This is a genomic window from Pseudomonas sp. WS 5410, assembly GCF_012985645.1.
Lineage (GTDB): Bacteria > Pseudomonadota > Gammaproteobacteria > Pseudomonadales > Pseudomonadaceae > Aquipseudomonas > Aquipseudomonas shahriarae.
In genome coordinates, this window is sequence record NZ_JAAQWS010000001.1 from 330,001 (window position 1) to 356,775 (window position 26,775).

The window sequence follows — 26,775 nt, forward strand, 5'->3', positions numbered from 1 at the left end:
GACATCCTTGTGTGGCGCACACGTAAGAAAATGTTCCAGACAGTTTGGTAACAGCGTTGGTCAGGCCATCGTGGTCAAGCCACGATGGCCATGCGGCGCGCCTTTACTCCTGGCGCAGAATCAGGACCCCCAGTGGCGGCAGATTCAACGCCAGCGACACCGGCTGCCCATGGTGCGGCTCGTCGAGGGTGAACACTTCACCGCCGTTGCCGTAGTTGGAGCCGGAATAGGTGTCGGCATCGCTATTGATCACCTCCTTCCAACTGCCGGCAAATGGCACCCCCACCTTGTACGCCTCGCGGGGCACCGGGGTGAAGTTGGCCACCACCAGCACCGGCTTGCCGTCCTTGCTCCAGCGCAGCCAGGCATAGACGCTGTTGATTGCATCGTCGCCAATCAACCACTGGAAGCCTTGCGGTGCGTCGTCTTGCTCGTGCAGGGCCGGTTCTTCGCGGTACAGGCGATTGAGGTCGCCCACCAGTTTCTGCACACCCCGGTGTTCCGGGTACTGCAGCAGGTACCAATCCAGTTGCTGGTCGTGGTTCCACTCACGCCATTGACCAAACTCGCAGCCCATAAACAGCAGCTTCTTGCCCGGATGCATCCACATAAAGCTCAGGTAGGCCCGCAGGTTGGCGAATTTTTGCCACCTGTCGCCGGGCATCTTGTCGATCAGCGAGTGTTTGCCATGCACCACCTCATCATGGGAGATCGGCAGCACAAAACGCTCGGACCAGGCATACACCAGACCGAAACTCAGCTCATTGTGATGATGGGCGCGGTACACCGGGTCCTGCTGGATGTAATGCAGCGAATCGTGCATCCAGCCCATGTTCCACTTGTAGTTGAACCCCAGGCCGCCCTGCTGGGTCGGCTGGCTGACGCCAGGCCAGGCGGTGGATTCCTCGGCGATTACCAGGGCGCCGGGAGCTTCCAGGGCCACTACATCGTTGAGGTGGCGCAGGAACTCAATGGCTTCGAGGTTTTCGCGCCCGCCGTGGCGGTTAGGCACCCACTCCCCGGCCTTGCGTGAGTAGTCGCGATACAGCATCGACGCCACCGCATCCACCCGCAGGCCATCAATATGGAAGTGCTTGAGCCAGTGCAATGCCGACGCCAGCATAAAACCATGGACCTCGGTACGCCCCAGGTTGTAGATCAGCGTGTCCCAGTCCTGATGAAAGCCTTCCAGCGGGTTGCCGTATTCGTACAGCGCGGTGCCGTCGAACTGGGCCAGGCCGTGGGTATCGGTAGGAAAATGCGCCGGCACCCAGTCGAGAATGATGCCGATGTCCGCCTGATGGCAGGCGTTGACGAACGCGCCAAACTCGTCGGGCGAACCGAAGCGTGCGCTGGGTGCAAATTGCGACAACGGCTGGTAACCCCAGGAACCACCGAACGGGTGCTCCATGATCGGCATCAGTTCGATATGGGTAAAACCCAGTTGCTGCACATAGGGAATCAGCCGCTCCCCCAGCTCGCGCCAGCCGTATTGGCGCGACACTTCGCCCAACTCGTCCAGCTCGCATTGCCAGGAACCGACGTGCAGTTCGTAGATTGACAGGGGCGCACTCGGCGCCTGGCGTTCGCCCCGGGCCTGCATCCAGGCTTGGTCCGACCACGCCACTTGCAATGGCGCGGCGACCTTCGACGCCGTGTCGGGCGGTAACTGGGTGGCCAGGGCCATGGGATCGGCCTTGAGCGGCAGGATCCCGGTGGCGCCGAGAATTTCGTATTTGTAGGCCGCGCCCGGTTGCAGGCGCGGGATAAAGATCTCCCAGACCCCGGCGGGATGCCGCAGGCGCATCGGGTGGCGGCGCCCGTCCCAGATATTGAAGTCGCCCACCACCGAGACCCGCCGGGCATTCGGCGCCCACACGGCAAAGCGCACGCCCTGGATACCATCGACGCTCGTCACTTGGGCGCCCAGGCAATTGCTCAACTCGCGGTGATTGCCTTCGGCAAACAGGTACAGGTCCATTTCCCCGAGCAACTGGCCGAAGCTGTAGGGGTCTTCGGTGATTTGCTCGCCGCCGGCCCACTGGATCTTCAGCAGGTAGCTTTGGCGTGTAGAGAAATGCCCGATAAACAAGCCGGGAACCGGGGTGGCATCCAGGCTGCCAAGCCCGTCGCCGCTGTCACGGGCCAGCACCTCGACACTCAAGGCCTCAGGCAGGAATGCGCGGATTACCTGGCCGCCCTGCTCGTCGTCGTGGGGGCCGAGGAGCGCAAACGGATCCGGATGTTCGGCGCGCACCAGGGCTTCAATATCCTTGGGTGCCGGCATGACCGCGAATTTCGATTGCAGCGGTTCTTTATGTGTAAAGCTCATGATTTCTCCCACCGCTTGTGACACTAAGGATCAAATGTGGGAGCTGGCTTGCCAGCGCTGGCGCAGTGTCAGCTAACGCCGCCATCGTAGCCTGGCGACAGCTCGACAACTCCTACATTCGATCTGCTTTGTTTTGACGTACGCCTTTAACGCCCGTCCAGCAACCCGTGCAATCCGCGCAATGGCACTGCCAGCCAGGTCGGGCGGTTCTCTGCCTCGTAGGCCACTTCATACGCCGCCTTCTCCAGGCTGAACAATGCGAGAGCCGCTTCTGCTCCTTTGGCATCCTGCCAGTCATGCGCCAGTGTAGACGTAGCCTGTTGATACGCCTGGATAAATGCCTGGCGCGCTTCAGTCAGGTAGCGATCTACCACGCGTTGGCGCGAGGCATCGGTATCGGCCGAGTGATCCAGCCCTTGCCCTTGCACATTCAGGGCCATGGCGGCGGCGTAGTCGAACGAACGCAGTACGCCGCTGACGTCCTTGTACGGGCTGTGCTTGCCCCGACGCTCGTGCAACGGCCGCGCGGGCTCGCCCTCGAAGTCGATCAGATAGGCATCGCCCTTGACCACCAGGACCTGGCCCAAGTGCAAATCCCCGTGGACCCGAATGCGCAAGCCGCCCACCGTGGCTTTGGCCAAGGCCTGCACATGGCTGGCAATCGCCTTTTTCTGTGCCAGCAGTTGAGTGACCAACCCCTGGTCGGCGGGGTTCAATTGGTTTTGATGCTGTTTGAGCAGTTGCAATGCACGCTCGATCTGCGCGCCCACCTGCTTGGCCCAGCCCTGGCTGTCCTTGACGGTAGTGACTTCGGGCTGGAAGTCCGGGTTGGAGGTTGGCGCCGCCAGCACGTTGTGCATTTCCCCCAGCCGTTGCCCGAGCAGCCCGGCGAAATCCGCCAGTTCGCCGAGGGCGTTGTAGTGCTGTTCCTGTTCGGAAATCGCTTCGGCCAATTCATCGCGTATCGCCCGCTCCAGGTTGTTCTGGGTCCAGCCCCAGGCATCGCCCTGATTGCTGAGATAGCCCTGGGCAATCATCAACAGGTTGTCCTGGCCTTCGGCATCGCGGCGGATCACCGAACCCAGCAACGGCGAGATATGCGCGTAGCCGGCGGCGGTCAGGTAGGCGCCCATTTCCAGTTCCGGATGAATCCCGGTGCTGACCTTGCGGATCAACTTCAGCACCAGGCTTTCGCCGACCACCACTGAACTGTTGGACTGCTCGGCCGCCAGGTAACGCACTTGCAACTGGTCGCCCAGGGGCAAGTCGGGCAATTGTGGGGTCGGCTCGAAACGGATCTCCCCATCGCTGCTGGTAAGCACGGTCTCGGCGCGCAGGCCCTCGATCACCGCGCGGATGAAGCTGTCGAGGCTGAACGCATCGGTGATCAGGCCCACCTGGCGCACCCGGCGTACCCGTGCCAGGGCCAGTTGCTGCGGCAAGGCGCTGCTGAATTGATCTTCGCCCAGCAGGCCAAAGGGCAACTGATAACGGCTGGTCTGCCCGCTGCTGGTCACTTCAATCTCACTGAGCAGCACCGGATGTTGGGCACCGCCAAAGCGCACGCCATAAGCGATATGCACGCGGTCAATGGTTGAGTCCTTATTGGCGAACCAACGCCGATTGGCCAGCCAGCTGGGCAGTGAAGTCTGCTCCAGAGTGGTGCGGCACGGCGCTTCGAGCAATTCTTCGAGGCGTTTTTTCAGGACCAGGGTGGTGAAGTCCGGCAGGCTCTGGGCGGGCTCCACATGCCAGCTGGGCATCTGGTTTTCCGCGGCCAACACAAACCAATAGAAGCCGTAGGGTGCCAGGGTCAGCAGGAAATTCAGCTGACCGATGGGCGGGAAGGCATTGCCGCCGACCATTTCCACCGGAACCATGCCGGCAAAGGCCGACAGGTCCAACTCCGCCGCCTGGGCCGTACGCGACACGTTGGCCACACACAGGATGATTTCCTGTTTGCCGTCGACCCCGGTGTACTCGCGGGTGTAAGCGAGGATCCGGCGGTTGCTCGGCGAGAGCATTTTCAGGGTGCCGCGCCCGAACGCCTTGGACTGCTTGCGGATCGCCAGCATGCGCCGCGTCCAGTTCAGGAGGGAATGGGGGTCCTGGGCCTGGGTTTCGACGTTGACCGACTGGTAGCCGTAGAGCGGGTCCATGATCGGCGGCAGCACCAGGCTGGCCGGGTCGGCGCGGGAAAAACCACCGTTACGGTCGATGGACCATTGCATCGGCGTGCGCACGCCGTCGCGGTCGCCCAGGTAGATATTGTCGCCCATGCCAATTTCATCACCGTAATACAGGGTCGGTGTGCCAGGCATGGACAGCAACAGGCTGTTGAGCAGCTCGATGCGGCGGCGGTCGCGCTCCATCAAGGGCGCCAGGCGTCGGCGAATCCCCAGGTTGATGCGCGCGCGGCGATCGGCGGCGTAGTAATTCCACAGGTAATCGCGCTCCTTGTCGGTGACCATTTCCAGGGTCAGCTCATCATGGTTGCGCAGGAAAATCGCCCATTGGCAGTTCGCGGGAATTTCCGGGGTCTGGCGCAGAATATCGGTGATCGGGAAGCGATCTTCCTGGGCCAGGGCCATGTACATGCGCGGCATCAGCGGGAAGTGGAAGGCCATATGGCATTCGTCGCCGTCGTCGCCCTTCTGGTCACCAAAGTACAGCTGGGTATCTTCCGGCCATTGGTTGGCTTCGGCCAGCAGCATGCGGTCGGGGTAGTTGGCGTCGATCTCGGCACGGATCTGCTTGAGCACATCGTGGGTTTCGGGAAGGTTCTCGTTGTTGGTGCCGTCGCGCTCGATCAGGTAAGGAATCGCGTCCAGGCGCAGGCCGTCGATGCCCATGTCCAGCCAGTAGCGCATCACCGACAGCACGGCCTTCATGACTTGCGGGTTGTCGAAGTTGAGGTCCGGCTGGTGGGAATAGAAGCGGTGCCAGAAGTACTGGCCGGCGACCGGGTCCCAGGTCCAGTTGGACTTTTCGGTGTCGAGGAAAATGATGCGGGTACCGTCGTATTTCTGGTCGTCATCGGACCACACGTAGAAGTCCCGGGCACTGGAGCCAGGCTTGGCCTTGCGCGCGCGCTGGAACCACGGATGCTGGTCCGAGGTGTGGTTGATCACCAGCTCCGTAATCACCCGCAGCCCGCGCTTGTGCGCCTCGGCGATAAAACGCTTGGCGTCGGTCATGGTCCCGTAGTCGCTGTGCACACCACGGTATTCGGCAATGTCATAGCCGTCGTCACGGCGTGGCGATGGGTAGAACGGCAGCAGCCAGATGGTGTTCACGCCCAGGTCGGCGATGTAGTCGAGTTTGGCGATCAGCCCGGGGAAATCCCCGATGCCGTCGTTATTGGAGTCGAAATAGGATTTGACGTGAACCTGGTAAATCACCGCGTCCTTGTACCAGAGCGGGTCTTTGATAAAGGTGGCAGCCTTGGGTTTCTTCGCCATTGGAAACTCCTGGAAAATTCAAGAAAACTTATAGACTGGGCTTGATCAATGTATGCGGGCTTGCCCGCCATAGCGCTGGATCAGTTGATGGATACTTGACTGGCACACTGCTATTGCGGGCAAGCCCGCTCCCACAGCTGATCTGCATCCGACTCAAGGCTGGGTTACGCGCCAGATGCCAAATGGCATATGGGGCTCGATGCGCATCCATTGGGTCTTGCCGTACCAGGTCCAGCGATGGCCGTTCATCAGGTCTTCGCCCTGCACCTGGGCGTCGTCCGGCAGGCCCATCTCCCACAGCGGCAGCTCGAAATGCGCCTCCTGGGCGTTGAACGGGTCGAGGTTGACGGCGACCAGGATGAAGTTGCTGCCATCCTCGCTGCGCTTGCCGAAGTACAAGATGTGGTCGTTGAACGCGTTGTAGAGCGTCAGGCCCAGGTGTGTCTGCAGCGCCGGGTTTTGCCGGCGGATGCGGTTGAGTTGGGCAATCTCGGCAATGATGTTGCCGGGGGCGCTGAAGTCCCGGGGGCGGATCTCGTACTTTTCCGAGTCCAGGTACTCTTCCTTGCCCGGCACCGGCGCGCTTTCACACAGCTCAAAACCCGAGTACATGCCCCATAGGCCCGAGCCCATGGTGGCCAGCGCGGCACGGATCAAAAAGCCGGGGCGCCCGGACTCATGCAGAAAGCCCGGGTTGATGTCCGGCGTGTTGACGAAAAAGTTCGGCCGGTAGCATTCACGCCAGGGCGACTGGTTCAACTGGGTGAAGTACTCACTCAATTCGGCCTTGGTGTTGCGCCAGGTGAAATAGGTGTAGCTCTGGGAATAACCGACCTTGCCCAGCCGCGCCATCATCGCCGGGGTGGTGAAGGCCTCGGCGAGGAAGATCACTTCGGGGTGCTGGGCCCGTACGTCGCTGATCAACCATTGCCAAAATGGCAGCGGCTTGGTGTGAGGGTTGTCGACGCGGAAGGTCTTGACCCCCTCCTCGACCCAGCCCAGCACGACATCACGCAACTCCAGCCACAGGCTGGGGATCGCATCGGCGGCATAGAAGTCGACGTTGACGATGTCCTGGTATTTCTTCGGCGGGTTTTCCGCATATTTGATCGTGCCGTCCGGGCGCCAGTTGAACCAGCCGGGATGCTGCTTGAGCCAGGGGTGGTCCTGGGAACACTGGATGGCAAAGTCCAGGGCGATCTCCAGGCCGTGCTCGGCGGCGGCCGCTACCAGGCGGCGGAAATCCTCGCGGGTGCCCAGTTGCGAATGGATGGCGTCATGGCCGCCCTCCTCGCTGCCGATGGCATACGGGCTGCCGGGATCCTCGGGGCCGGCGGTCAGTGAGTTGTTCTTGCCCTTGCGGTGACTGCGGCCGATGGGGTGGATCGGCGGGAAGTACAGCACGTCAAAGCCCATGTCGTGGATCATCGCCAGGCGCCCATGCACGTCATTGAAAGTGCCATGACGCGCCGCATCGTCGGTGATCGAGCGCGGAAACAGCTCGTACCAACTGGCAAACAACGCCTGGGGCCGTTCCACATCCAGTGGATACACCGGGCTGATACTCAGGTAGGGGCGCAAATCGGCCTCGGCCATCAGCTGTGCACTGTGTTCGTGCAGAAACAACGCGACCTGCTCGGTTTCCAGCAGCCCGGACAATTGTTGATGCAATTGCTGCAAGTGCTCCTGCAGCTCACCTTCACTGCGTCCAGCGGCTTGCAAGACCTGCTGGCGACCTTCCTGCAGCTCCAGGCTGACGGGAACCCCGGCGGTGTGTTTCTTGCCCAGTTCGTAGCAGAAACTGGCGAAATGGTCGATCCACGCCTCGATGCAATATTGGTGCGGGCCCTGCAGGGTGACGTCGAAAGTGCCTTCCCAGGTGTTGTTGCCCTTGTCTGCCATGACCTCGCGATGCCAGTTGTCTTCACTCAGCGACCGCCAGCGAATCAACACGGCCAACTGGTCATGGCCGTCGGCGAACACCTTGCTGGTAACGTGGATGGATTGCCCTTGCACGGCCTTGACCGCGAATGCGCCGGCATCAATCACCGGCATCGTGTCTTCAATGGCGATCCTGGGCAGCAACAGTGCCTGGGACAGTGGTAATCCGGGTATTTCAGCCGTCATCGAGCATCTCCCCTTACGCCCCATGGACGCTCTTGTGCTTGATTGTCAGTGCTGCAGGCGGGCTCTTCCTGAGCCGGCCACATAAGGTCCGAGCCCGGTGGCTCGCGGAAAGTTCAGATGGATGTGCCGCCCGCCGGGCGGGAATCAATCGGTCGTGCCGATTGTCCCCGATACAACAAAGCACAAAGGAGGCCATACCGATGAGTATCCCGATCCCCGCACGAACCCCAGAGCCCAATATAGACAAGCCACCACTGCCGCCCACTGAGCCAGTGCCGATTCCCGAGCAGGAGCCACCTGAAAACCAGCCACCACCGATGGAGGACCCACCGCAAACCGCGTCACCGGTCGTCGCCTGAAAAGCGTCGCTGCTTGCCCGCGATCGGGCAAGCATTAGAGATACGTCCTACCAACCAGCCCGAAAGCACTGAAGTCGATCGCCCTCGCCCGAAGATAGGCTGACTTGCGCATGCATCACGTCAAACCCATGCGAGGGCTCATCATGTCAATTCAACCCGCTAATCATCAGCCGTACCGACCTATCACGTCGCTTCCTGAAAAAGTGCCACTTAATCATTCTCAAGAGATTCTGCGCTTGCTCAAGGCCGGCCCAAGTGCCCTCCCACGAACAAAAGCGCCTGACAGACCGCGTCAGCAGCCAACGCCTACCTCACAGTTCAAAACCACGCGCCAGCCTGACGCAAAGCCTGCCGAGCGTGGCTATCCCCCCCGGCAGTCCGAGGCAGCCACTGCACAGGCCAAGCCTCGCCCACAAACGCCTGACGCAGGCTCTGTAATAGCCGACAAAGTTGGCAAGTTATTGAACCGCGACAGTGTCATACAAATGTTGCGCGAGCCGTTTTCCATGGAGACCAGGAGCCGTCTCAGCGAACTGCGCACGTTGTTGAGCCCGGCCAATATCCGCACGATGCAGAATGGCCCCAATGCCGCCGGAACAATCAGGCAACTCAACGAATTCAAGACACTCTTGAGCCAAACAAACCTCGAGCACCTGCAAGATACTGCGGCAGCCGTGGAGGTCCCTGGGTTGAGTAAGAATGAAATCAGATCACGTATGAACACCGGCGACCCCGAGGCGGATTTCAGGGCCAGCCAGGAAGTCGAGCAAGAGTTGCGTCTGGAGGAAGTGAATATCAAGCAGCGCAAGCGCGATAGCGCAGGCACCGCCAAGGCCCTTTCCGGCCTCGGCCAATCATTGAACGCACTCCCCCAGGACACGCCAACGGATGAGACACCGTCCCAGGCAAAGCCAACACCGGAGAATAACCCGCCGATACAGACAACCCAGACACCCCAGCCCAGGGACAATCCACCTGCCCAAGGCAGCAGCCAAACCTTCACCTTCGGCAATATTGGCGAATCGATCCTGGCAGCGCCGAGCGAAGTCATGAACTTTGCCCACGGCCGTGACAAGCTCGATGTCTCGGGAGTTCGTGCCCAACTGGGTAATAAACCCCTTAACCTGGTAGAGAACTTCTCAGGCGCCATCGGTGAAATGCAGATTCACTACCTCCCGGGTACCCACACAAGCGTGGTGATGATCGCAGGCGATCCCGGGAAGCCACCGTTCGTGGTCAAGGTGTTTGGTGAAGTGACCTACAGCGATCTGGTGACCTGAGCAGGCGGCGGTGATTAAAGGGCCGCACAGGTGATTCGGTGATTTGACTGACCTGGATCAGCACGCCCTGCGTGCTGTTGATCCAGGCACCGGCCCCACGGCTTGCGGGGGCTGATGAGCGAAAGACCATGAGCTAATCCGGGTAGGACGCTCTAGTGCTTGATTGTCAGTGCTGCAGGCGGGCTCTTCCTGAACCGGCCACATAAGGTCCGAGCCCGATGGCCGGCGGAACGTTCAGAGGGGTGTGCCGCCACCGGGCGGGAATCAATCGGCCGTGGCGGTTGTCCACCGATTGAGCAAAACACAAACGAGGCCACCGCGATGAACATCCCGATTCCTGCTGAAACACCCGACCCGAATATTGATACACCGACCTTGCCGCCGACCGAGCCTGCGCCGATTCCCGAACAGGAACCGCCGGAAAGCGTGCCACCGGCAAAGGAAGAACCGCCTACGACTATGCCGCCAGTTATCGTGTAGGAGCCCGAAGCTAAGGCTTGTCTAGTAGTTTCACAATCCTTGGCATCACGCTGAACACCAGTAGCGCCAGCACGGTGCTCAGTACCGCAGTGGACTCCTTGCCCAACCCCGCCGCCACCCCGATGGCGGCGGTCATCCACAGGCCGGCTGCGGTGGTCAAGCCCTTGACGTGCTGGCCAGTGTCCTCCTCCTTGCCCTTGAGAATCGTCCCCGCGCCGAGGAAACCGATACCGGCGATCACCCCCTGCACCACCCGGCTCATGGCGTCTGCCTGGGAGCCGGACATCTGTGGCACCAGCACAAACAAGGCTGCGCCCATCGCCACCAGCATATGGGTGCGCACACCGGCGGCCTTGCCTTTCTGTTCGCGCTCAAAGCCCAGGATGCCACCCAGAATCGCGGCGATCAGCAGGCGTAGGGTGATTTGCGTCAGTTGCCGCGCATCGCCGATATCGGCGAATTCGCTTTGCAGGGTTTGCCAGACTTCTTGCCACCAGGCGTCCATGGTCCTGTCCTTTTCATGGGAGATAGAAGATGGACAGCAACGACCGCCAGTCAGTTGCGCCGAACCATTGGCCGGTGAGCGTCACCTAATGAACAGCACCGAACAACCAGGAGAAGACCATGCCCGTACGTATCGAAAACCAGACCTGCTATTTCAAGACCGACGACAACGGTGAAGAACAACGCTGCAGCGTTTTGGAGGTGACGGTGATTACCGACAGCGACAAATCCATGTCGGCGGTCGAGATCGACGGCCAACGGATCTACATCACCGAAGCCGAGGCCGACGCCTTGACCGTCGCAGGTGCCATTGACGGGCGCAAGCACCTCAAGGCCAGCACCGGTGATTCGGTGATTTGATTGACCTGGATCAGCATGCCTTGCGTGCTGTTGATCCAGGCACCGGCCCCGCGGCTTGCGGGGTGCTGCACATTGTCGCAGCGGCGCGCTAAAAACTCATCTGATCCGCTTTTTATGGTTTTACCTGAGTCTGTTATGCAAACAGATCGCGGCCCATAGTTCATCCGCCTGATGGAGGCTGATGAGCGAAAGACCATGAGCGATAGAATCCCCGTCCGATTAGTAGAAAATTTCGAGCCTGCACATCCAAAGAAGATGAAGGCCAAATCCAGCGACAACCTGATTCACACCCGCAGTTTCACCGGCCTGTTCCGGACCTTGCGCATAAGCGGTGCAGGCTTTCTGTTCCTGGCGTTTTTGGGCACCGTGTGGCTGAACTGGGACTCACGCCAGGCGGTGTTGTGGGACCTGGCTGAAAGCAAGTTCCATATTTTTGGCGCAACCTTCTGGCCCCAGGATTTCATCCTGTTGTCGGCGTTGCTGATTATCTGTGCCTTTGGGCTGTTTGCCATTACGGTATTTGCCGGCCGTGTCTGGTGTGGCTACACCTGCCCGCAAAGCTCGTTTACCTGGCTGTTCATGTGGTGCGAGAAAGTCACCGAAGGCGAGCGAAACCAGCGGATCAAGCTGCAGGCCGCGCCCTGGAGCGTGAATAAACTGGCGCGCCGCGCCGCCAAACACACCCTGTGGCTGGCAATCAGTGTGCTGACCGGCTTGACCTTTGTCGGCTATTTCACCCCGATCCGGCCCCTGGCCGAGGAGCTGCTGACCTGGCAGATGGGCGGTGTCAGCCTGTTCTGGGTGCTGTTCTTTACCGGCGCCACCTACATCAACGCCGGCTGGCTGCGGGAAGCGGTGTGCATGCATATGTGCCCGTATGCACGGTTCCAGAGCGTGATGTTCGACAAGGACACCCTGACCATTTCCTACGATGCCGCCCGTGGCGAAAGCCGTGGCCCGCGCAAACGCGATGTGAACCCGGCCGATGTGGGCCTGGGCGACTGCATCGACTGCCACTTGTGCGTGCAGGTCTGCCCCACCGGCATCGACATCCGCGATGGCCTGCAGATGGAGTGCATCGGCTGCGCCGCCTGCATCGACGCCTGCGATTCGATCATGGATAAAATGGGTTATGCCCGGGGCTTGATCAGTTACACCTCCGAACATCAGTTGCAGGGTGGCAAGACCCACCTGCTGCGGCCACGCCTGATCGGCTACAGTGCCGTGCTGCTGGTGATGATCGCCGCCCTAGTGATGGCACTGGTGCAACGGCCCATGGTCTCGCTGGACGTCACCAAGGACCGTGGCATGTTCCGGGAGAACAGCCAGGGGTTGATCGAGAACATCTACAGTTTGAAGATCATCAACAAGACCCAGCAGCGCCAGGATTACCGCGTGCAACTGGTGGATGGCGAGGGCTTCCAGCTACAGGGCAAGACCGAGATCAGCCTGGAGCCCGGAGAGATCACGGATGTGCCGGTGTCTGTGGCGCTGACCCGTGACAAGCCGACCAGCAGCTCGCAAACCATCCGTTTCAAGGTAACGGATATCGACGAGCCAAGTGTTTATAGTGTCGCCGACAGCCGTTTTGTCGCGCCGCTGAACCGCTGACCCACGCAATTCCCCTGTGGGAGCAGGCTAGCCCTCTCCCACATTTTGACCGCTGTAGAACATTAGGATCACGATGAAACGCTACGAGAAATTTGCCGACGACATCGCTGAACTGATCCGCTCCGGCGTCCTCGGGCCGGGCCAGCGGGTGCCGTCGGTGCGCTATGCCAGCCAGACCTATGGCGTCAGCCCCTCCACGGTGTTCCAGGCCTATTACCTGCTGGAGCGCCGCGGCCTGATCCGGGCGCGGCCGCGCTCCGGGTATTTCGTCAACACCCACGCGCCCAGCCCGTTTTCGGAGCCGGCAGTCAGCGCCCATGTTCACGAATCCACCGAGGTGGACGTCAGTGAGCTGGTGTTCTCGGTACTGGATTCGATCAAGGATCCGCAGACCGTGCCCTTCGGCTCGGCCTTCCCCAGCCCGACGCTGTTCCCCCTGCAACGCCTGGCCCGCTCCATGGCCAGCGCCAGCCGCGAAATGGACCCGCGCATGGTGGTCACGGACATGTCGCCGGGCAACCCGCAACTGCGTCGGCAAATCGCCCTGCGCTACATGGTCGGTGGCTTGATGCTGCCCATGGAAGAGCTGCTGATCACCAACGGTGCCCTGGAAGCGCTGAACCTGTGCCTGCAAGCGGTGACTGAGCCTGGCGATCTGGTGGCCATCGAAGCCCCGGCGTTTTATGCCTGCCTGCAAGTGTTGGAGCGCTTGAAGCTCAAGGCCGTGGAAATTCCGGTGCATCCGCGTGATGGCATTGACCTGAAGGTGCTGGCCCAGACCCTGGAGCGCTACCCGATCAAGGCCTGCTGGTGTATGACCAGTTTCCAGAACCCCATGGGTGCGACCATGCCCGAGGCCAAGAAGCAGGAGCTGGTCGAGTTGTTGCGCGGGCACCAGGTGCCGCTGATTGAAGACGATGTGTACGCCGAACTGTACTACGGCCAACAGGCGCCCAAGCCGGCCAAGGCCTTCGACACTGAAGGCCTGGTGATGCACTGCGGCTCCTTCGCCAAGAGCCTGGCCCCGGGCTATCGCGTGGGCTGGGTTGCGGCAGGCCGCTACGCGCAAAAGATTGAACGTCTGAAGCTGATGACCTCGCTCTGCGCCTCGATGCCGGCCCAGGCGGCCATTGCCGACTATCTGCAACACGGCGGCTACGACCGCCACCTGCGCAAACTGCGTTATGCCCTGGAAGAACAGCAAAGTGCCATGCTCGCGGCCATCGCCCGTTACTTTCCGGCGCAAACCCGGGTCAGCCAGCCCGCCGGCGGGTATTTCCTGTGGCTGGAGCTACCGGAGCAGACCGACTCGCTGAAACTGTTCCAGATGGCCCTGGCCCAGGGCATCAGCATTGCACCGGGGCCGATCTTTTCGCCGACCCAGCGTTTTCGTAACTGTATCCGTCTGAATTACGGCAGCCCCTGGGATGAAACAGCGGAAAAGGCCATGGAGACGCTGGGGCGGATTGTGCGTTCGTTTTGAAAAACGCCTTGAAATAGATCAGCTCAACGGTGCCGTTGGACCGCGTGATTGCGCGGTTTAACATTCGCCTCTTTTCACTCAAAAAAAGAGAGGTGCCATGAACAATGTCCTACCACCATTTTTTCATTTTCCATTGCCCATCCCGCCCAACTACATGCGGGTCGCAGAACAGCGCGCAGTTCGCCGACTGACTGGCCCCATGGGGCGCCCTGCAGGGGATCACCGTTCGGCGGAAAGGATTATCGAACAGAGTGCAGTGTTGAAGGACTACGTCGACGGTAACGATCGCTGGCAATTGGACCGGGATCTCAAGCGGCATCTGGGCGACTGGACACAAGCCAATCCGGACCCGGACGCTCGCGCCAACGCCGCCTACGATCTGGATAAGGTGTTGCGCTTCATTGATAACCTGGACGAGTGCAAGCTCGACGGTAGTGAGGAGCGCAACGGCAAGATAGACGGGTTTTCCGAAAGGGGTGTGGTCATCCTGCACAACTCCGAGGCTGACCGCCTGGACCAGTTCGCCCGCAAAGGCTACTCGGTGCTGCCTACCTTTTGACGCGTTACGGCAGGCCTGCTAGCGGCCGCCCCCAAGGTCAATAAACGTCCCGGTGGCGTAGGACGCCTTGTCCGACAACAGCCAGACAATCGCTTCCGCCACTTCGTCCGGGCGCCCGCCGCGGGCCATGGGAATGCCAGACTCAAGCTTGCTGACCCGATCCGGGTCGCCGCTCAGGGCATGGAACTCGGTGTAGATGTAGCCGGGACGCACGGCATTGACACGAATCCCCTCGCCCGCCACTTCCTTGGACAGGCCAACGGTGAAGCTGTCCAGCGCGCCCTTGGACGCCGCATAGTCCACATACTCACCGGGCGCGCCAATGCGCGAGGCCACCGACGAGACGTTGACGATGCTGCCACCCTGCCCGCCATGTTTGGGCGACATACGCAGCAGCGCATGCTTGGCACACAGGATCGGCCCCAGCACGTTGGTCTTGAGGACTTTCAGGATACGGAATTCGGACATCTCATCGACCCGTGATTTATGCCCGACGGTCCCGGCATTGTTGACCAGCGCGGTGACGCGCCCCAGTTCGGCGTCGACGCGGTTGAACAGGCTGATCACTTCGTCTTCGATGCTGACATCGGCGCGCACTGCAATGGCCTGGGCACCGAGTGCGCGCACTTGCTCCAGTACCCGCAGCGCGGCGGCTTCATCGGACTGGAAATTGATGCAGATGCGATAGCCCTGTCGGGCCGCCAGCAAGGCTGTGGCGGCGCCGATCCCACGACTGCCACCGGTGATGATGACGACTTTGTCCATGCGTAGTGACTCCCCATTCAACCTGAGCTGTTGGATCCAAGAATACCTGCGCCTGCCAGGTTTTGCATGGACCGGGGTCAATTGATCTCACGGTGGGGTCAAGCGCTCCCTGGCCACGATGGCGCTCATAAAGGTATCCGCCGGCAGTGGGTGGCCCAGCAGGTAGCCTTGCAGCGAGTTACAGCCCAGGCGCGTGAGGAAATCCTGCTGCATGTTGGTCTCGACCCCCTCGGCAACGATGCGCAGGCCCAGGGCCTGGCCCAGGGCGACAATTGCCGAGACGATGGCGGCATCGTCGCTGTCGTGCTCCAGGTCGCGCACAAAGCCACGGTCGATTTTCAGCTCATTGGCCGGCAGGCGCTTGAGGTACATCAGGCTCGAGTAGCCGGTGCCAAAGTCGTCAATGGACAAATCCACGCCCATTTTCGAGAGTTCCTGCAACACCCGCATGCTCGCATCGGCATCGCTCATGGCCGTGGTTTCGGTGATTTCCAGGGTCAGGCTATTGGCCGGCAACTGGTGGCGCTGCAGGGCGTTGGCCACACTGGTGACCAGCCCGGCATGGCAGAACTGCAGGGCCGACAGGTTCACCGCAATACGCCAGTCCCGATAACCCTGGGCATACCACACCTGCATTTGCCGGCATGCTTCGTTGAGCACCCAATCGCCGATGGCGATGATCACCCCGGTTTTTTCCGCCAACTCGATAAACTTGTCCGGCAGCAACAGACCGTGTTGTGGGTGCTCCCAGCGCAACAGGGCTTCGGCACCGATGGCGCGACCGCTGAGGGCGTCGAACTTGGGCTGGTAGTACAGGCGCAACTGCTGTTGCTCAACCGCCTTGCGCAAATCCTGCAACAGTTGCAGTTGCTTGCGCGCATTGGTGTTCATTGACACATCAAAAAAGCTGTAGCCGTTCTTGCCCATGCTCTTGGCGTGATACATCGCCGCATCGGCATTCATCAACAGTTCCTGGGGCGTTGCGCCGTTACCGGGGAACAGGGCAATGCCGACACTGGCGGAGATGCTCAAGTCATGCTCGGCTACGCGGAACGATTGGTTGATCAATCCCACCTGGCGTTCGGCAAGACGCAGCGCATCGTCGGGCTGGCTCAACTGCACCAGCAACACGAACTCATCGCCGCCGATCCGCGCCAGGGTGTCCTGGCTGCGCAGGTCTTCGCGCAGGCGCAGGCCCACCTCACGCAGCAATTGGTCACCCAGATGATGGCCGAAGGCGTCATTGACCGGTTTAAAACCGTCGAGGTCGATAAACATCAGAGCAAAACACCCACCTTGCTCCGCGACCAACTGGGTAGCCTGCTGAATGCGATCGGCCAGCAGCGTACGGTTTGGCAGGCCGGTCAGCGTGTCGTGCAGGGCCAGGTGGGTGAGTTCCTGGTTGGCCAGGCTCAAGGAGTCGGCCAACACAGCGGTGCGTGCTTCCAGGCGCGCATCGAGCAAGGAGGTCAATAGCGCGAAGGCCAGGATTGCCAGGGTGGTCACCAACACTAGATTGTCCAGGCCGGTGCCGCTCAGGCCATCCACCGACGCCCCGCAAAAACTGCCATCGGCAAAACGCGCCGCCGCCATGCCGGTGTAATGCATGCCGACGATGGCCACGCCCATCACCACCGCCGCAGCGCTCCGTGCCAGGCGTACATAGGGGGTGTTGCGCCGCAGTTTGAAGGCAATCCATAAGGCGGCGGCCGAGGCCCCCACGGCAATCAGCAATGAGGCGGTGAACAAGGTGGGGTCGTAGTCGATGCCCGGCATCATGCGCATGGCGGCCATGCCGGTGTAGTGCATGGTGCTGATCCCCGCCCCCATGATCAAGGCGCCAAACCCCAGTTGCCAGGCCGGCAGACGCGGTTGGTTGACCAGCCACAGGGCGAAGCCACTGGACAGGACGGCGATCAACAGCGACAGCGCCGTTATGCCCATGTCGTAGCCCAGGGCAATGGGCAGGCTAAACGCCAACATCCCGATAAAGTGCATCGACCACACGCCAATCCCCATGGCCAGGGCGCCGCCGGCCATCCACAGGTACACAGCCCGGCCCTTGGCGGTGGCAATCCGACCGGTCAGGTCCAGGGCGGTATAAGACGCCAGGATGGCCACAAACAGGGAGATCAGGACCAACGCGGGGGAATAACTGCCGGTAAGCATGTGACGTCTCATGGATGACAATGCGAACGGCGTCCGTGCCGGGGAAAAGTCGGGGGATTGTAGCGAGAGTAATTCTCGTACAGGTGGAATATTGTCACAAGGCCATTACTGAAAATGTACGGCCTGGGGGGGCAAAATACGCCCTTTGGGAGAGGGCTTGCCCGCGATGGCGTCAGTAATACCCCCTGAGGGTTTATCAGCTGTTCATCCGTTATCGTTGACGACCATCGCCGACAGGGTCAGGGTTTTTTGTTTGGCTCCAACTGGCCATCCCAACCACCGCCCAACGCCGCAATCAGTTGCACGCTGGCCACCAGCCGGGTTTGCAGCAAGGTCAGCACGGTACGTTCGTTGCTCAACGCCGTCGCCTGGACGTTGACCACATCCAGGTAGGCAATCAGGCCGGCCTTGTACTGGTTCTGGGTCAGGCGCAGGGATTCCCGTGCGGACTCCAGGGCCTCGTTGCTCACGCCCGCCTCGTCTTCCAGAACCTTGAGCTGGACCATGTAGTTTTCCACCTCGCGGAAGCCGTCGAGTACAGTCTGGCGGTACTTGGCCACGGTTTCGTCGTAGGACGCTTCGGCGCGGTCAACTTCTGCCGAGCGCTGCCCGCCGTCGAACAGGGTCATCGCCAGTTTCGGCCCCACCGACCAGAAGCGGTTGGGCAGGCTTATCCAGTCGGCATAGGTGCTGCTGGAGTAACCACCGGCCAGACTCAGGGTCAGGTCGGGGTAGTAGGCGGTTTTCGCCACGCCGATATTGGCGTTGGCGGCAATCACTGCGCGCTCCGCCGAAGCAATATCCGGGCGGCGTTCCAGCAGTTGCGATGGCAGGTTGGCAGGAATCTGCGGCAGTGCCGGTATGTCCTTGCTCACCGCCAGGTTGAACATGGCGGGAGGTTCGCCGATCAACACCGCGATGGCGTTTTCCAGTTGCGCCCGTTGCCAGATCAGGTCGATCAGGCTGGCCTGGGTACTCTTGAGCTGGGTCTGGGCCTGGGCGACGGCGTCCTTGCCTGAGACACCGGCGCGGTACTGGTTCTGGGTCATTTGCAGCGAGCGCTGATAGGTCTCGACGGTGGTTTGCAGCAAGCGCGTCTGTTCGTCCATGACCCGCAATTGCAGGTAGTTCTGCACCAGTTCCGACTGCTGGCTCAGGCGCATGGCCGCCAGGTCGGCGGCGCTGGCTTGGGCGCTGGCGTCGCTGGCTTCCAGGCCTCGGCGTAATTTGCCCCAGATATCGGCTTCCCAGCTCACCCCCAACTGAGTGTTGAGGGTGTCGCGGATACCACTGCTGGAGCTGCTCAAGCTCGCATTACTGCTACCCGTGCCCTGGCTGGCGCGGGTTTTCCCGGCGCTCAGGTCGACGGTCGGAAAGAACGCGCCACGGGAGCTGCGTGCCGTGGCCTGGGCCTGGCGGTAGCGGGCTTCGGCCTGGGCCACGGTCTGGTTGGCGTTGTTGAGCTTGTCCACCAGGCTGTTGAGTTGCTGGTCGCCATACAGCTCCCACCAGGCGCCACGGGCCAGGGCATCGCTGGGGGCGGCCTGGCGCCAGCCCTGGGCTTCTTTGTACTGCGCCGGCTCGGCAACTTGCGGGCGCTGGTAATCGGGGCCGATGGCGCAGGCGCTGAGGAACACGGCGCAAAACATCATCGTCAGTGCAGGGGCCCGGAAAACAATTGATTCGGTCATAGCGGAGTGTCCAGGGCAGCGTCGGTACGCACTCCGCGCCAGCCGTTGAAACGGTGGCGCAGGCGGTCGAGATAGAGGTAAACCACCGGGGTGGTGTAAAGGGTCAGGATCTGGCTGAAGACCAGCCCGCCGATAATGGTCAGGCCCAGGGGCTGGCGCATTTCCGCGCCTTCGGCGGTGCTCAGCAGCAACGGCAAGGCCCCGAGGATCGCCGCCAGGGTGGTCATCAGGATCGGCCGCAAGCGCAGCAAACAAGCACTGCGTATGGATTCCAGGGGCTGCATGCCTTCCTTGCGCTCCAGCTGCAGGGCCAGGTCGATCATCAGGATCGCGTTTTTCTTCACCACGCCAATCAGCAGGAACAGGCCCAACAGCGAGATCAGGCTGAACTCGCCGCCCAGCACGTAGATCGACAACAGCGCGCCGACCCCGGCCGAGGGCAGGGTCGAGAGGATGGTCAGCGGGTGAATGTAGCTTTCATAGAGAATCCCCAGCACCAGGTACACCGCGACCAATGCACCGAGGATCATGAACGGCTGGCTTTTCTGGGTGGCGGCGAAGGCATCGGCGGTGCCGGCCATCTTGGCGATCACGTCTTCCGGCAAGCCGACCTTGGCAATCGCCCGCTCGATGGCGGCCGTGCCCTGCTCCACCGTGACCCCGGGAGCCATGTCGAAGGCAATGTCTTCGGAGGCAAACTGCCCTTCGTGGCTGACGCGGTCGTCGGCCAGGCTGTTTTCGTAGTGGGCAATGGTCGACAGCGGAATTCGCGCGCCGTCAGCGGTAATCACCTGCACCTGATTGAGGGTGATCGGGTCCTGGGCGTATTTCGGATTGACCTCCATCACCACCCGGTACTGGTTGAGGCTGTCATAAATGGTGGAAATCTGCCGCTGGCTGTAGGCGTTGTTCAGCACCGAGGTAACCATGTTCATGTCCACGCCCAGGCGCTTGGCTTGATCGCGATCGACAATCAGCGTCACTTGTTGCGCACCCCGCCCTTCGCGGGCGTCGATGGCGGTCAGTTCCGGCAGCTCGCGCAGCGCGGCGACCACTTTCGGGTACCACAGGCGCAAGGCCGCCAGGTCGCCACTTTGCAGGATGTAGGAATATTGCGAAGACGTCTGGTCGCGGCCACCACCAAATTGCAGGTCCTGGTCGGCCATCAGCATCAAGCGGCCACCGGGTACCAGGGGCACGTTCTTGCGCAAGCGCTCGATCACCGCCTGGGCCGACAGCTGGCGTTCCTTGATCGGCTTGAGGCGCACCAGCATCACCGCGTTGTTGGTGCCGTTGCTGCCACCGATAAAACCCGCCACGCTTTCCACCGCAGGGTCTTGCAACACGGCTTTGCGGAAGATCTCCATCTTCGGCTGCATGACGCTGAATGACAGGCCGTCATCGCCGCGCACAAAACCGATCAATTGCCCGGTGTCCTGTTGCGGCATAAAGGTTTTGGGCACCACCACATACAGCGCGATATTCACCCCGATGGTCACGAACAGGCTGAGCAGGGTCAGGCGCTTGTGCCGCAGCACCCAGTCCAGGCTACGGGCGTAACCCGCGACCATATGGTCGTTGACCTTCTGGCTCCAGCGCTGCAAACCGGTCTCCTGCCCTTTGACATGGGGCTTGAGCCAGCGCGCGCAGAGCATCGGGGTCAGGGTCAGCGAAACCACCAGCGACACAATGATCGCCGCCGCCAGGGTGATGGAAAATTCACGGAACAGGCTGGTGACAATCCCGCCCATAAACAGGATCGACAGGAACACCGCCACCAGCGACACGTTCATCGACAGCAGGGTAAAACCGACCTCCTTGGCCCCCAGGTACGCTGCCTTCATTGGCGCGATACCGTTGTCGATATGCCGGGAAATGTTCTCCAGCACCACGATGGCATCGTCCACCACCAGGCCGGTGGCGAGGATCAGGGCCATCAGCGACAGGTTGTTCAGGGAAAACCCATAGAGGTACATGATCGCAAAGGTGCCCACCAGCGACACCGGTACCGCCAGGGTCGGGATCAGTGAGGCGCGGAAGTTGCCGAGGAACAGGTACACCACCAGGATCACCAGGGCCACGGCAATCAGCAGGGTCATTTCTGCCTCATGCAGGGTGGCGGTGATCACCGGCGAACGATCCATGGCCAGGTTGAGCTTGACGCTGGACGGCAAAACCGCCTGCAACGCCGGCAACTGGGCCTTGATCTGCTTGACGGTCTCGATGATGTTGGCGCCGGACTGGCGGTTGATCACCAGCAACACCGCCGCATCATTGTTGAAAAAACCGCTGTTGTAGCGGTCTTCGACGCCATCGCTGATCTTCGCCACATCGCTCAGGCGCAACGCGGCACCGTCCTGGTAGCGGATCAGCAGCGGCTCATAATCCTTGGCCTTTTCCAGCTGGTCATTGGCCTGGATCTGCCAGTTGCGCTCGCCATCTTCCACCGAGCCCTTGGGCCGGCGCACGTTGGCATTGGCAATGGTGTCGCGCACCTCATCCAGGGACACGCCGTACTGGTCGAGGGCCTTGGGCTCCAGCTCGATGCGCACCGCCGGCAGGGAGCTGCCGCCGATCTGCACCTCGCCCACGCCCGGTACCTGGGACAGGCTTTGCGAGAGGATGGTGGACGCCAGGTCGTAGAGCTGGCCCTTGGGCAATACGTCCGAGGTCAGCGACAGCACCATGATCGGCGCCTGGGACGGGTTGATCTTCCTGTAGGTGGGCATGCTGCGCATGCCGCTGGGCAACAGGTTGCGCGAGGCGTTGATTGCCGCCTGCACTTCCCGCGCCGCGCCGTTGATATCACGGTCGGAGTCAAACGCCAGAATCACCCGGGTCGAGCCCTGGCTGGACGAACTGCTGAGGGTGGTGACCCCGGCAATCGCGCCAAAGGACCGTTCCAGCGGCGTGGCCACGGTAGACGCCATCACTTCCGGGCTCGCGCCAGGCAGGCTGGCAGAGACCACAATCACCGGGAAGTCGATCTGCGGCAACGGCGACACTGGCAGCAGGCTGAAACTGACACCACCCAGCAACATGATCGCCAGGCTCAGCAGCATGGTGGCTACCGGCCGGCGGATAAAAGGTCCGGACAGGTTCATGGCTCAACCGGCTCCAGCGCTTCGGACTTGCGCCAGCGACGGCCAAGGCGGTCGAAGTACAGATAGATCACCGGCGTGGTAAACAGCGTGAGGATCTGACTCAACAGCAAGCCACCGACCATCACCAGGCCCAGGGGTTGGCGCAACTCTGCGCCGGAGCCAGTGGCCAGCATCAAGGGCACCGCACCGAACAGCGCCGCCAGGGTGGTCATCAGGATCGGCCTGAAACGCAGCAACGCCGCCTGGTAGATCGCGGTCTGCGGGTCCAGGCCCTGGTTGCGTTCGGCGTCGAGGGCGAAGTCGATCATCATGATCGCGTTCTTCTTCACGATGCCGATCAGCAGGATGATGCCGATGATCGCGATCATCCCCAGGTCATTGCCCGTGAGCAGCAACGCCAGCAAGGCCCCCACCGCTGCCGATGGCAAGGTCGAGAGGATGGTGATCGGGTGGATATAGCTCTCGTACAGCACGCCCAGCACGATATACATGGTCACCACTGCCGCCAGGATCAACAGCAACGTACTCGACAGCGAGGCTTCGAACGCCTGGGCGGCGCCCTGGAACTGGGTCTGCACGCCGACCGGCATGCCAATATCCTTCTGCACCTGGTTGATCAGCTCCACACCCTTGCCCAGGGCCACGCCGGGGGCCAGGTTGAATGACATCATTACTGCGGGGAACTGGCCGATATGGGTAATCGCCAACTGCGCCTGGCGCTGCTCGATGCGGGCCAGGCTGGACAGACGCACCTGGCCGCCATCGGTGGTTTTCACATGGATCTGGTTCAGCGCGTCCGGCCCCAGGCTTTCGCCGGACTGGGCCTGCAGCACCACGCGGTACTGGCTGGCCTGGGTGTAGATCGTGGAAATCTGCCGCTGGCCGAAGGCGTCGTACAGGGCATCGGTGATATTGGCCACCGACACGCCCAGGCGCGAGGCCGCATCGCGGTCGATCACCATGTACACCTGCAAGCCTTTGTCCTGCAGGTCGCTGGCCACATCGGTGAGTTCCGGGTACTGGCTCAGGGCCTGTACCAGCTTGCCGCTCCACAGGGCCAGCAGGTCGGCATCCGGGGAGGACATGCTGAATTGGTACTGGGTGCGGCTGACACGGTCCTCGATGGTCAGGTCCTGCACCGGCTGCATAAACAGGCGGATCCCCACCAGTTTGTCCAGTGTCGGTTGCAGGCGCGCAATCACCTCGACGGCGCTCAAATCCCGCTCTTTATGGGGTTTGAGGTTGATCAGCAGGCGGCCGCTATTGAGGGTAGCGTTATCGCCATCGACACCAATGTAGGACGACAGGCTTTCCACTGCGGGATCTTCGAGAATGATCTTCGCCAGCTCCTGCTGGCGCTGGCTCATGGCCGCAAAGGATATCGACTGGGGTGCCTCGGAAATGCCCTGGATCACCCCGGTGTCCTGCACCGGGAAGAAGCCCTTGGGCACCACCAGGTACAACACCACCGTCAGGCCCAGGGTGGCGATGGCCACCAACAGGGTCAGCGGCTGATGCTTGAGCACCCATTGCAGCTTGCGCCCGTAGGCGGCAACCAGCCAGTCGATCCACGCGCCGCTGGCCTTGTAGAAACGCCCTTGTTCTGCTTCCTTGGGTTCACGTTTGAGCAGGCGCGCGCACATCATCGGCGTCAGGGTCAGGGACACCACCAGGGAAATCAGGATCGCCACCGCCAGGGTGATGGCAAATTCGCGGAACAGCCGCCCGACCACATCGGCCATGAACAATAGCGGGATCAACACCGCGATCAGCGACAGGGTCAGGGAAATCAGGGTGAAGCCGATCTGCTTGGCGCCCTTGAGCGCGGCCGCCATCGGCGTCTCGCCTTCCTCGATATAGCGGGAAATGTTCTCCAGCATCACGATGGCATCGTCCACCACAAACCCGGTGGCGATGGTCAGGGCCATCAGCGTCAGGTTATTGATGGAGAAGCCAGCCAGGTACATCACGCCAAAGGTGCCGATCAGCGACAACGGCACGGCAATCGACGGGATGATGGTGGCGCTGAAACGGCGCAGGAACAGGAACGTCACCATTACCACCAAAGCAATGGCGATCAGCAGTTCATGCTGCACATCGGTGACCGAGGCGCGGATGGTCTGGGTGCGGTCGGTGAGTACCGTCACGTCGAGGCCGGCCGGCAGGTTGTCGGTGATGCTCGGCAGCAGCGCCTTGATCCGGTCCACCACCTCGATCACGTTGGCGCCCGGCTGGCGCTGGATATTGAGCAATACGGCCTGGTTTTCATTGGCCCAGGCGGCTAGGCGTTCGTTTTCTGCGCCATCGACGATTTGCGCGACGTCTTTGAGGCGCAGCGGTGCACCGTTGCTGTAGGCCAGGATCAGTTCGGCGTACTGCTCGGGCGATACCAACTGGTCGTTGGCATCGAGCATCGACACCCGTGTCGGGCCGTCGAAGTTGCCCTTGGGCTGGTTGACGTTGGAGGCGGCGATCAGGCTGCGTACGTCGGCCAGGTTCAAGCCATTGGCCGCCAGGGCCTCGGGGTTGACCTTGATCCGCACGGCCTGGCGCTGGCCGCCGGCGATGCTGACCATGCCCACGCCGCTGATCTGCGCGATCTTTTGCGCCATGCGCGTATCGACCAGGTCATTGAGCTTGGGCAACAGCATGGTCTTGGAGGTGACGGCCAGGGTCAGTACCGGGGTATCGGCCGGGTTGACCTTGTTGTACACCGGCGGCGCCGGCAGGTCCGAGGGCAACAGGTTGCTGGCCGCGTTGATCGCCGCCTGCACTTGTTGCTCGGCCACGTCCATATTGACATCGAGGTTGAAGCGCAGGGTCAGGACCGAGGCCCCGCCGGAACTGGTGGAGGCCATCTGCGTCAGGCCCGGCATTTGCCCGAACTGGCGTTCCAGGGGCGCGGTGACCGCGCTGGTCATCACGTCCGGGCTGGCGCCGGGGTACAGGGTCATGACGCGGATGGTCGGGTAATCCACCTGGGGCAAGGCCGACACCGGCATCAAGCGATAGGCGATCAGGCCAGCCAGGACAATGGCCAGCATGCTCAGGGTGGTGGCGACGGGCCTGAGGATAAACAGCCGTGACAGGTTCATGCGCCGGCCTTTTGCGCCTTGCCGGCGTCAGCCGCCGGGCGGCCTTCGCCTTGTGCCGCGGGTTTGCCCTGCAAGTGTTCGGTCGGGCCGGTGGGCACTTGGTTGCTGTCGTTGACCACTTCCACATCGGTGCCATCTTTCAGGCGATCGGTGCCTTCCAGCACTACGCGATCGCCGGCGGCCAGGCCTTCCTTGACCACGGTGTTCTGGCCATCGGTCTCACCAATCACCAGGGTGCGAATCTTGACCTTCTTGTCACCGTCCAGGGCGTAGACAAAGGTGCCATTGGTGCCGAACTGAATCGCGGCCGAAGGTACCAGCACCACGTTTTTCAGGGTGTCGGCCAGCAGCCGCACGTTGACGAACTGGTTGGGGAACAGCACCTGGTCGTGGTTATCGAAGCGCGCCTTGAATTTCAGGGTGCCGGTGGTGACGTCGATCTGGTTGTCCAGGCTTTGCAGCACGCCGGTGGCTTGCAGTTGCAGGTCGCCACGGTCCCAGGCCTGCACCGGCAGCTTGTTGCCACCGCGATAGCGGGCCAGTACGGTTTGCAGGGTGTTTTCCGGCAAGGTGAACGCCACGCTGATTGGCTGGGTCTGGGTGATGATCGCCAGGGCGGTGGTGTCATTAGCCGCCACCAGGTTACCGACGTCCAACTGGCGCAAGCCAACGCGCCCGGAAATCGGCGCACGGATCTTGGTGAACTCAAGGTTGAGCTTGGCGTCATCCACCGCCCCCTGGTTGGTCTTGACCGTGCCCTGATATTGCAGGACCAGCGCGGCAGCGGTGTCCAGGGTCTGCTTGGCGATGCTGTCCTGTTCGTAGAGGCCACGATAACGCTCAAGGTCAACCTGGGCGTTTTTCAACTGCGCCTGGTTTTGCATCAGCGTGCCCTGGGCCTGGAGCAAGGCATTCTGATAACTGCGCGGGTCGATTTCCGCCAGCAGGTCGCCGGCCTTGACCATCTGCCCCTCTTCAAAGGCGATCTTGACCAGCTCTCCCCCGACCCGGCTGCGCACATTGATGGTGTTCAAGGCCGTCACCGTGCCCAGTGCCTTGTAGTACACCGGGAAATCCCCTGCGACCGCGGGTGCGACGCGTACCGGCACCGCAGCACCCGAGCCGCCGAAGCCGGGACGCATCATCCCGGTCTTGCTGGTCCTGGCTGCCGGGGCCTCCTTCTGGGCGGCGCCGGTCGGCCAGAATTTCCAGCACAGGAAGGCAACAACCAACAGGACGAGCAAGCCAAACAGCCAGCGGCGGGAACTACGGGGGGACGATTGCATGGATTGATCAACCATTGGAGGCGAGGGCTTCTACTGTGGGAGGCTGAAAGATAAGCACTGGGGCGCGTTTAGAAAAGCGCCTTTACCGGCTATTTACCTTCAGGCTTAC

17 protein-coding genes are annotated in these 26,775 nt (G+C 61.5%); 7 read left to right on the forward strand and 10 right to left on the reverse strand.

The annotated features are described in order from the left end of the window. Positions 1 to 103 precede the first annotated feature (103 nt). The 3 genes from glgB to HBO24_RS01380 form a co-directional block, all read right to left on the reverse strand. The gene (glgB, locus tag HBO24_RS01370; RefSeq protein ID WP_170059174.1) at positions 104 to 2,332 is read right to left on the reverse strand and encodes a 1,4-alpha-glucan branching protein GlgB; all 2,229 of its coding nucleotides are present in this window, start codon (positions 2,330 to 2,332) and stop codon (positions 104 to 106) included. Positions 2,333 to 2,478: 146 nt separating this feature from the next. Beyond that, positions 2,479 to 5,793: a maltose alpha-D-glucosyltransferase gene (gene treS, locus HBO24_RS01375; protein ID WP_170059175.1), complete on the reverse strand. Its 3,315-nt coding sequence runs from the start codon at positions 5,791 to 5,793 to the stop codon at positions 2,479 to 2,481. Positions 5,794 to 5,946: 153 nt separating this feature from the next. After that, the gene (locus tag HBO24_RS01380; protein ID WP_170059176.1) at positions 5,947 to 7,920 is read right to left on the reverse strand and encodes an alpha-1,4-glucan--maltose-1-phosphate maltosyltransferase; all 1,974 of its coding nucleotides are present in this window, start codon (positions 7,918 to 7,920) and stop codon (positions 5,947 to 5,949) included. Between the two features lie 200 nt (positions 7,921 to 8,120). Here HBO24_RS01380 and HBO24_RS01385 point away from each other — a divergent pair, with 200 nt between their 5' ends. The 3 genes from HBO24_RS01385 (at position 8,121) to HBO24_RS01395 (ending at position 10,039) form a co-directional block, all read left to right on the forward strand. Continuing rightward, positions 8,121 to 8,279, forward strand: a complete 159-nt coding sequence (locus tag HBO24_RS01385) for a hypothetical protein (RefSeq protein ID WP_170059177.1) — start codon at positions 8,121 to 8,123, stop codon at positions 8,277 to 8,279. 143 nt (positions 8,280 to 8,422) lie between these two features. Continuing rightward, the gene (locus tag HBO24_RS01390; protein WP_170059178.1) at positions 8,423 to 9,559 is read left to right on the forward strand and encodes a M10 family metallopeptidase C-terminal domain-containing protein; all 1,137 of its coding nucleotides are present in this window, start codon (positions 8,423 to 8,425) and stop codon (positions 9,557 to 9,559) included. 321 nt (positions 9,560 to 9,880) lie between these two features. Continuing rightward, complete coding sequence (locus HBO24_RS01395; RefSeq protein ID WP_162947732.1) at positions 9,881 to 10,039, forward strand: hypothetical protein; 159 nt, start codon at positions 9,881 to 9,883, stop codon at positions 10,037 to 10,039. A gap of 10 nt (positions 10,040 to 10,049) precedes the next feature. On the opposite strand, the gene HBO24_RS01400 is transcribed toward HBO24_RS01395, so the two are convergent. Beyond that, the gene (locus HBO24_RS01400) at positions 10,050 to 10,544 is read right to left on the reverse strand and encodes an MgtC/SapB family protein (protein WP_057444089.1); all 495 of its coding nucleotides are present in this window, start codon (positions 10,542 to 10,544) and stop codon (positions 10,050 to 10,052) included. 119 nt (positions 10,545 to 10,663) lie between these two features. Here HBO24_RS01400 and HBO24_RS01405 point away from each other — a divergent pair, with 119 nt between their 5' ends. The 4 genes from HBO24_RS01405 to HBO24_RS01420 all read left to right on the forward strand — a co-directional run bounded on the left by HBO24_RS01405 (position 10,664) and on the right by HBO24_RS01420 (position 14,556). Beyond that, positions 10,664 to 10,903, forward strand: a complete 240-nt coding sequence (locus HBO24_RS01405) for a DUF3203 family protein (protein ID WP_057436618.1) — start codon at positions 10,664 to 10,666, stop codon at positions 10,901 to 10,903. A 195-nt stretch (positions 10,904 to 11,098) separates the two neighbouring features. Next, positions 11,099 to 12,514 carry a cytochrome c oxidase accessory protein CcoG gene (gene ccoG / locus HBO24_RS01410; protein ID WP_170059179.1) on the forward strand — a complete coding sequence of 472 codons (1,416 nt, stop codon included), beginning with the start codon at positions 11,099 to 11,101 and terminating at the stop codon, positions 12,512 to 12,514. A gap of 73 nt (positions 12,515 to 12,587) precedes the next feature. Continuing rightward, positions 12,588 to 13,997, forward strand: a complete 1,410-nt coding sequence (mapR, locus tag HBO24_RS01415) for a GntR family transcriptional regulator MpaR (protein ID WP_057436622.1) — start codon at positions 12,588 to 12,590, stop codon at positions 13,995 to 13,997. Positions 13,998 to 14,196: 199 nt separating this feature from the next. Then, a complete protein-coding gene (locus HBO24_RS01420) occupies positions 14,197 to 14,556 on the forward strand; it encodes a hypothetical protein (RefSeq protein WP_232544754.1) in 360 nt (119 codons plus the stop codon). A gap of 18 nt (positions 14,557 to 14,574) precedes the next feature. Here HBO24_RS01420 and HBO24_RS01425 read toward each other — a convergent pair whose 3' ends face one another. From HBO24_RS01425 to HBO24_RS01450, 6 genes are all read right to left on the reverse strand, one after another. Next, on the reverse strand, positions 14,575 to 15,321 hold the full coding sequence (locus tag HBO24_RS01425) for an SDR family oxidoreductase (RefSeq protein ID WP_169960338.1): 747 nt from the start codon (positions 15,319 to 15,321) through the stop codon (positions 14,575 to 14,577). Between the two features lie 87 nt (positions 15,322 to 15,408). Beyond that, the gene (locus HBO24_RS01430) at positions 15,409 to 17,490 is read right to left on the reverse strand and encodes an EAL domain-containing protein (protein WP_170059180.1); all 2,082 of its coding nucleotides are present in this window, start codon (positions 17,488 to 17,490) and stop codon (positions 15,409 to 15,411) included. A 239-nt stretch (positions 17,491 to 17,729) separates the two neighbouring features. After that, positions 17,730 to 19,181, reverse strand: coding sequence for an efflux transporter outer membrane subunit (locus HBO24_RS01435; RefSeq protein ID WP_169960340.1), 1,452 nt, complete (start codon positions 19,179 to 19,181; stop codon positions 17,730 to 17,732). Then, complete coding sequence (locus HBO24_RS01440) at positions 19,178 to 22,285, reverse strand: efflux RND transporter permease subunit (protein ID WP_057959463.1); 3,108 nt, start codon at positions 22,283 to 22,285, stop codon at positions 19,178 to 19,180. The genes HBO24_RS01435 and HBO24_RS01440 overlap by 4 nt, the downstream gene beginning before the upstream one ends. Continuing rightward, positions 22,282 to 25,380, reverse strand: a complete 3,099-nt coding sequence (locus HBO24_RS01445; RefSeq protein WP_057436624.1) for an MdtB/MuxB family multidrug efflux RND transporter permease subunit — start codon at positions 25,378 to 25,380, stop codon at positions 22,282 to 22,284. Before HBO24_RS01445 ends, HBO24_RS01440 begins: the two co-directional genes overlap by 4 nt. Continuing rightward, the gene (locus tag HBO24_RS01450; RefSeq protein ID WP_170059181.1) at positions 25,377 to 26,681 is read right to left on the reverse strand and encodes an MdtA/MuxA family multidrug efflux RND transporter periplasmic adaptor subunit; all 1,305 of its coding nucleotides are present in this window, start codon (positions 26,679 to 26,681) and stop codon (positions 25,377 to 25,379) included. The genes HBO24_RS01445 and HBO24_RS01450 overlap by 4 nt, the downstream gene beginning before the upstream one ends. Positions 26,682 to 26,775 lie beyond the last annotated feature (94 nt).

What these genes read in the sequence shown, in the direction of transcription:
- glgB (WP_170059174.1), bottom strand. Translation starts at nt 2,332, where the DNA reads ATGAGCTTTACACATAAAGAACCGCTGCAATCGAAATTCGCGGTCATG.
- treS (WP_170059175.1), bottom strand. Translation starts at nt 5,793, where the DNA reads ATGGCGAAGAAACCCAAGGCTGCCACCTTTATCAAAGACCCGCTCTGG.
- HBO24_RS01380 (WP_170059176.1), bottom strand. Translation starts at nt 7,920, where the DNA reads ATGACGGCTGAAATACCCGGATTACCACTGTCCCAGGCACTGTTGCTG.
- HBO24_RS01385 (WP_170059177.1), top strand. Translation starts at nt 8,121, where the DNA reads ATGAGTATCCCGATCCCCGCACGAACCCCAGAGCCCAATATAGACAAG.
- HBO24_RS01390 (WP_170059178.1), top strand. Translation starts at nt 8,423, where the DNA reads ATGTCAATTCAACCCGCTAATCATCAGCCGTACCGACCTATCACGTCG.
- HBO24_RS01395 (WP_162947732.1), top strand. Translation starts at nt 9,881, where the DNA reads ATGAACATCCCGATTCCTGCTGAAACACCCGACCCGAATATTGATACA.
- HBO24_RS01400 (WP_057444089.1), bottom strand. Translation starts at nt 10,544, where the DNA reads ATGGACGCCTGGTGGCAAGAAGTCTGGCAAACCCTGCAAAGCGAATTC.
- HBO24_RS01405 (WP_057436618.1), top strand. Translation starts at nt 10,664, where the DNA reads ATGCCCGTACGTATCGAAAACCAGACCTGCTATTTCAAGACCGACGAC.
- ccoG (WP_170059179.1), top strand. Translation starts at nt 11,099, where the DNA reads ATGAGCGATAGAATCCCCGTCCGATTAGTAGAAAATTTCGAGCCTGCA.
- mapR (WP_057436622.1), top strand. Translation starts at nt 12,588, where the DNA reads ATGAAACGCTACGAGAAATTTGCCGACGACATCGCTGAACTGATCCGC.
- HBO24_RS01420 (WP_232544754.1), top strand. Translation starts at nt 14,197, where the DNA reads ATGGGGCGCCCTGCAGGGGATCACCGTTCGGCGGAAAGGATTATCGAA.
- HBO24_RS01425 (WP_169960338.1), bottom strand. Translation starts at nt 15,321, where the DNA reads ATGGACAAAGTCGTCATCATCACCGGTGGCAGTCGTGGGATCGGCGCC.
- HBO24_RS01430 (WP_170059180.1), bottom strand. Translation starts at nt 17,490, where the DNA reads ATGCTTACCGGCAGTTATTCCCCCGCGTTGGTCCTGATCTCCCTGTTT.
- HBO24_RS01435 (WP_169960340.1), bottom strand. Translation starts at nt 19,181, where the DNA reads ATGACCGAATCAATTGTTTTCCGGGCCCCTGCACTGACGATGATGTTT.
- HBO24_RS01440 (WP_057959463.1), bottom strand. Translation starts at nt 22,285, where the DNA reads ATGAACCTGTCCGGACCTTTTATCCGCCGGCCGGTAGCCACCATGCTG.
- HBO24_RS01445 (WP_057436624.1), bottom strand. Translation starts at nt 25,380, where the DNA reads ATGAACCTGTCACGGCTGTTTATCCTCAGGCCCGTCGCCACCACCCTG.
- HBO24_RS01450 (WP_170059181.1), bottom strand. Translation starts at nt 26,681, where the DNA reads ATGGTTGATCAATCCATGCAATCGTCCCCCCGTAGTTCCCGCCGCTGG.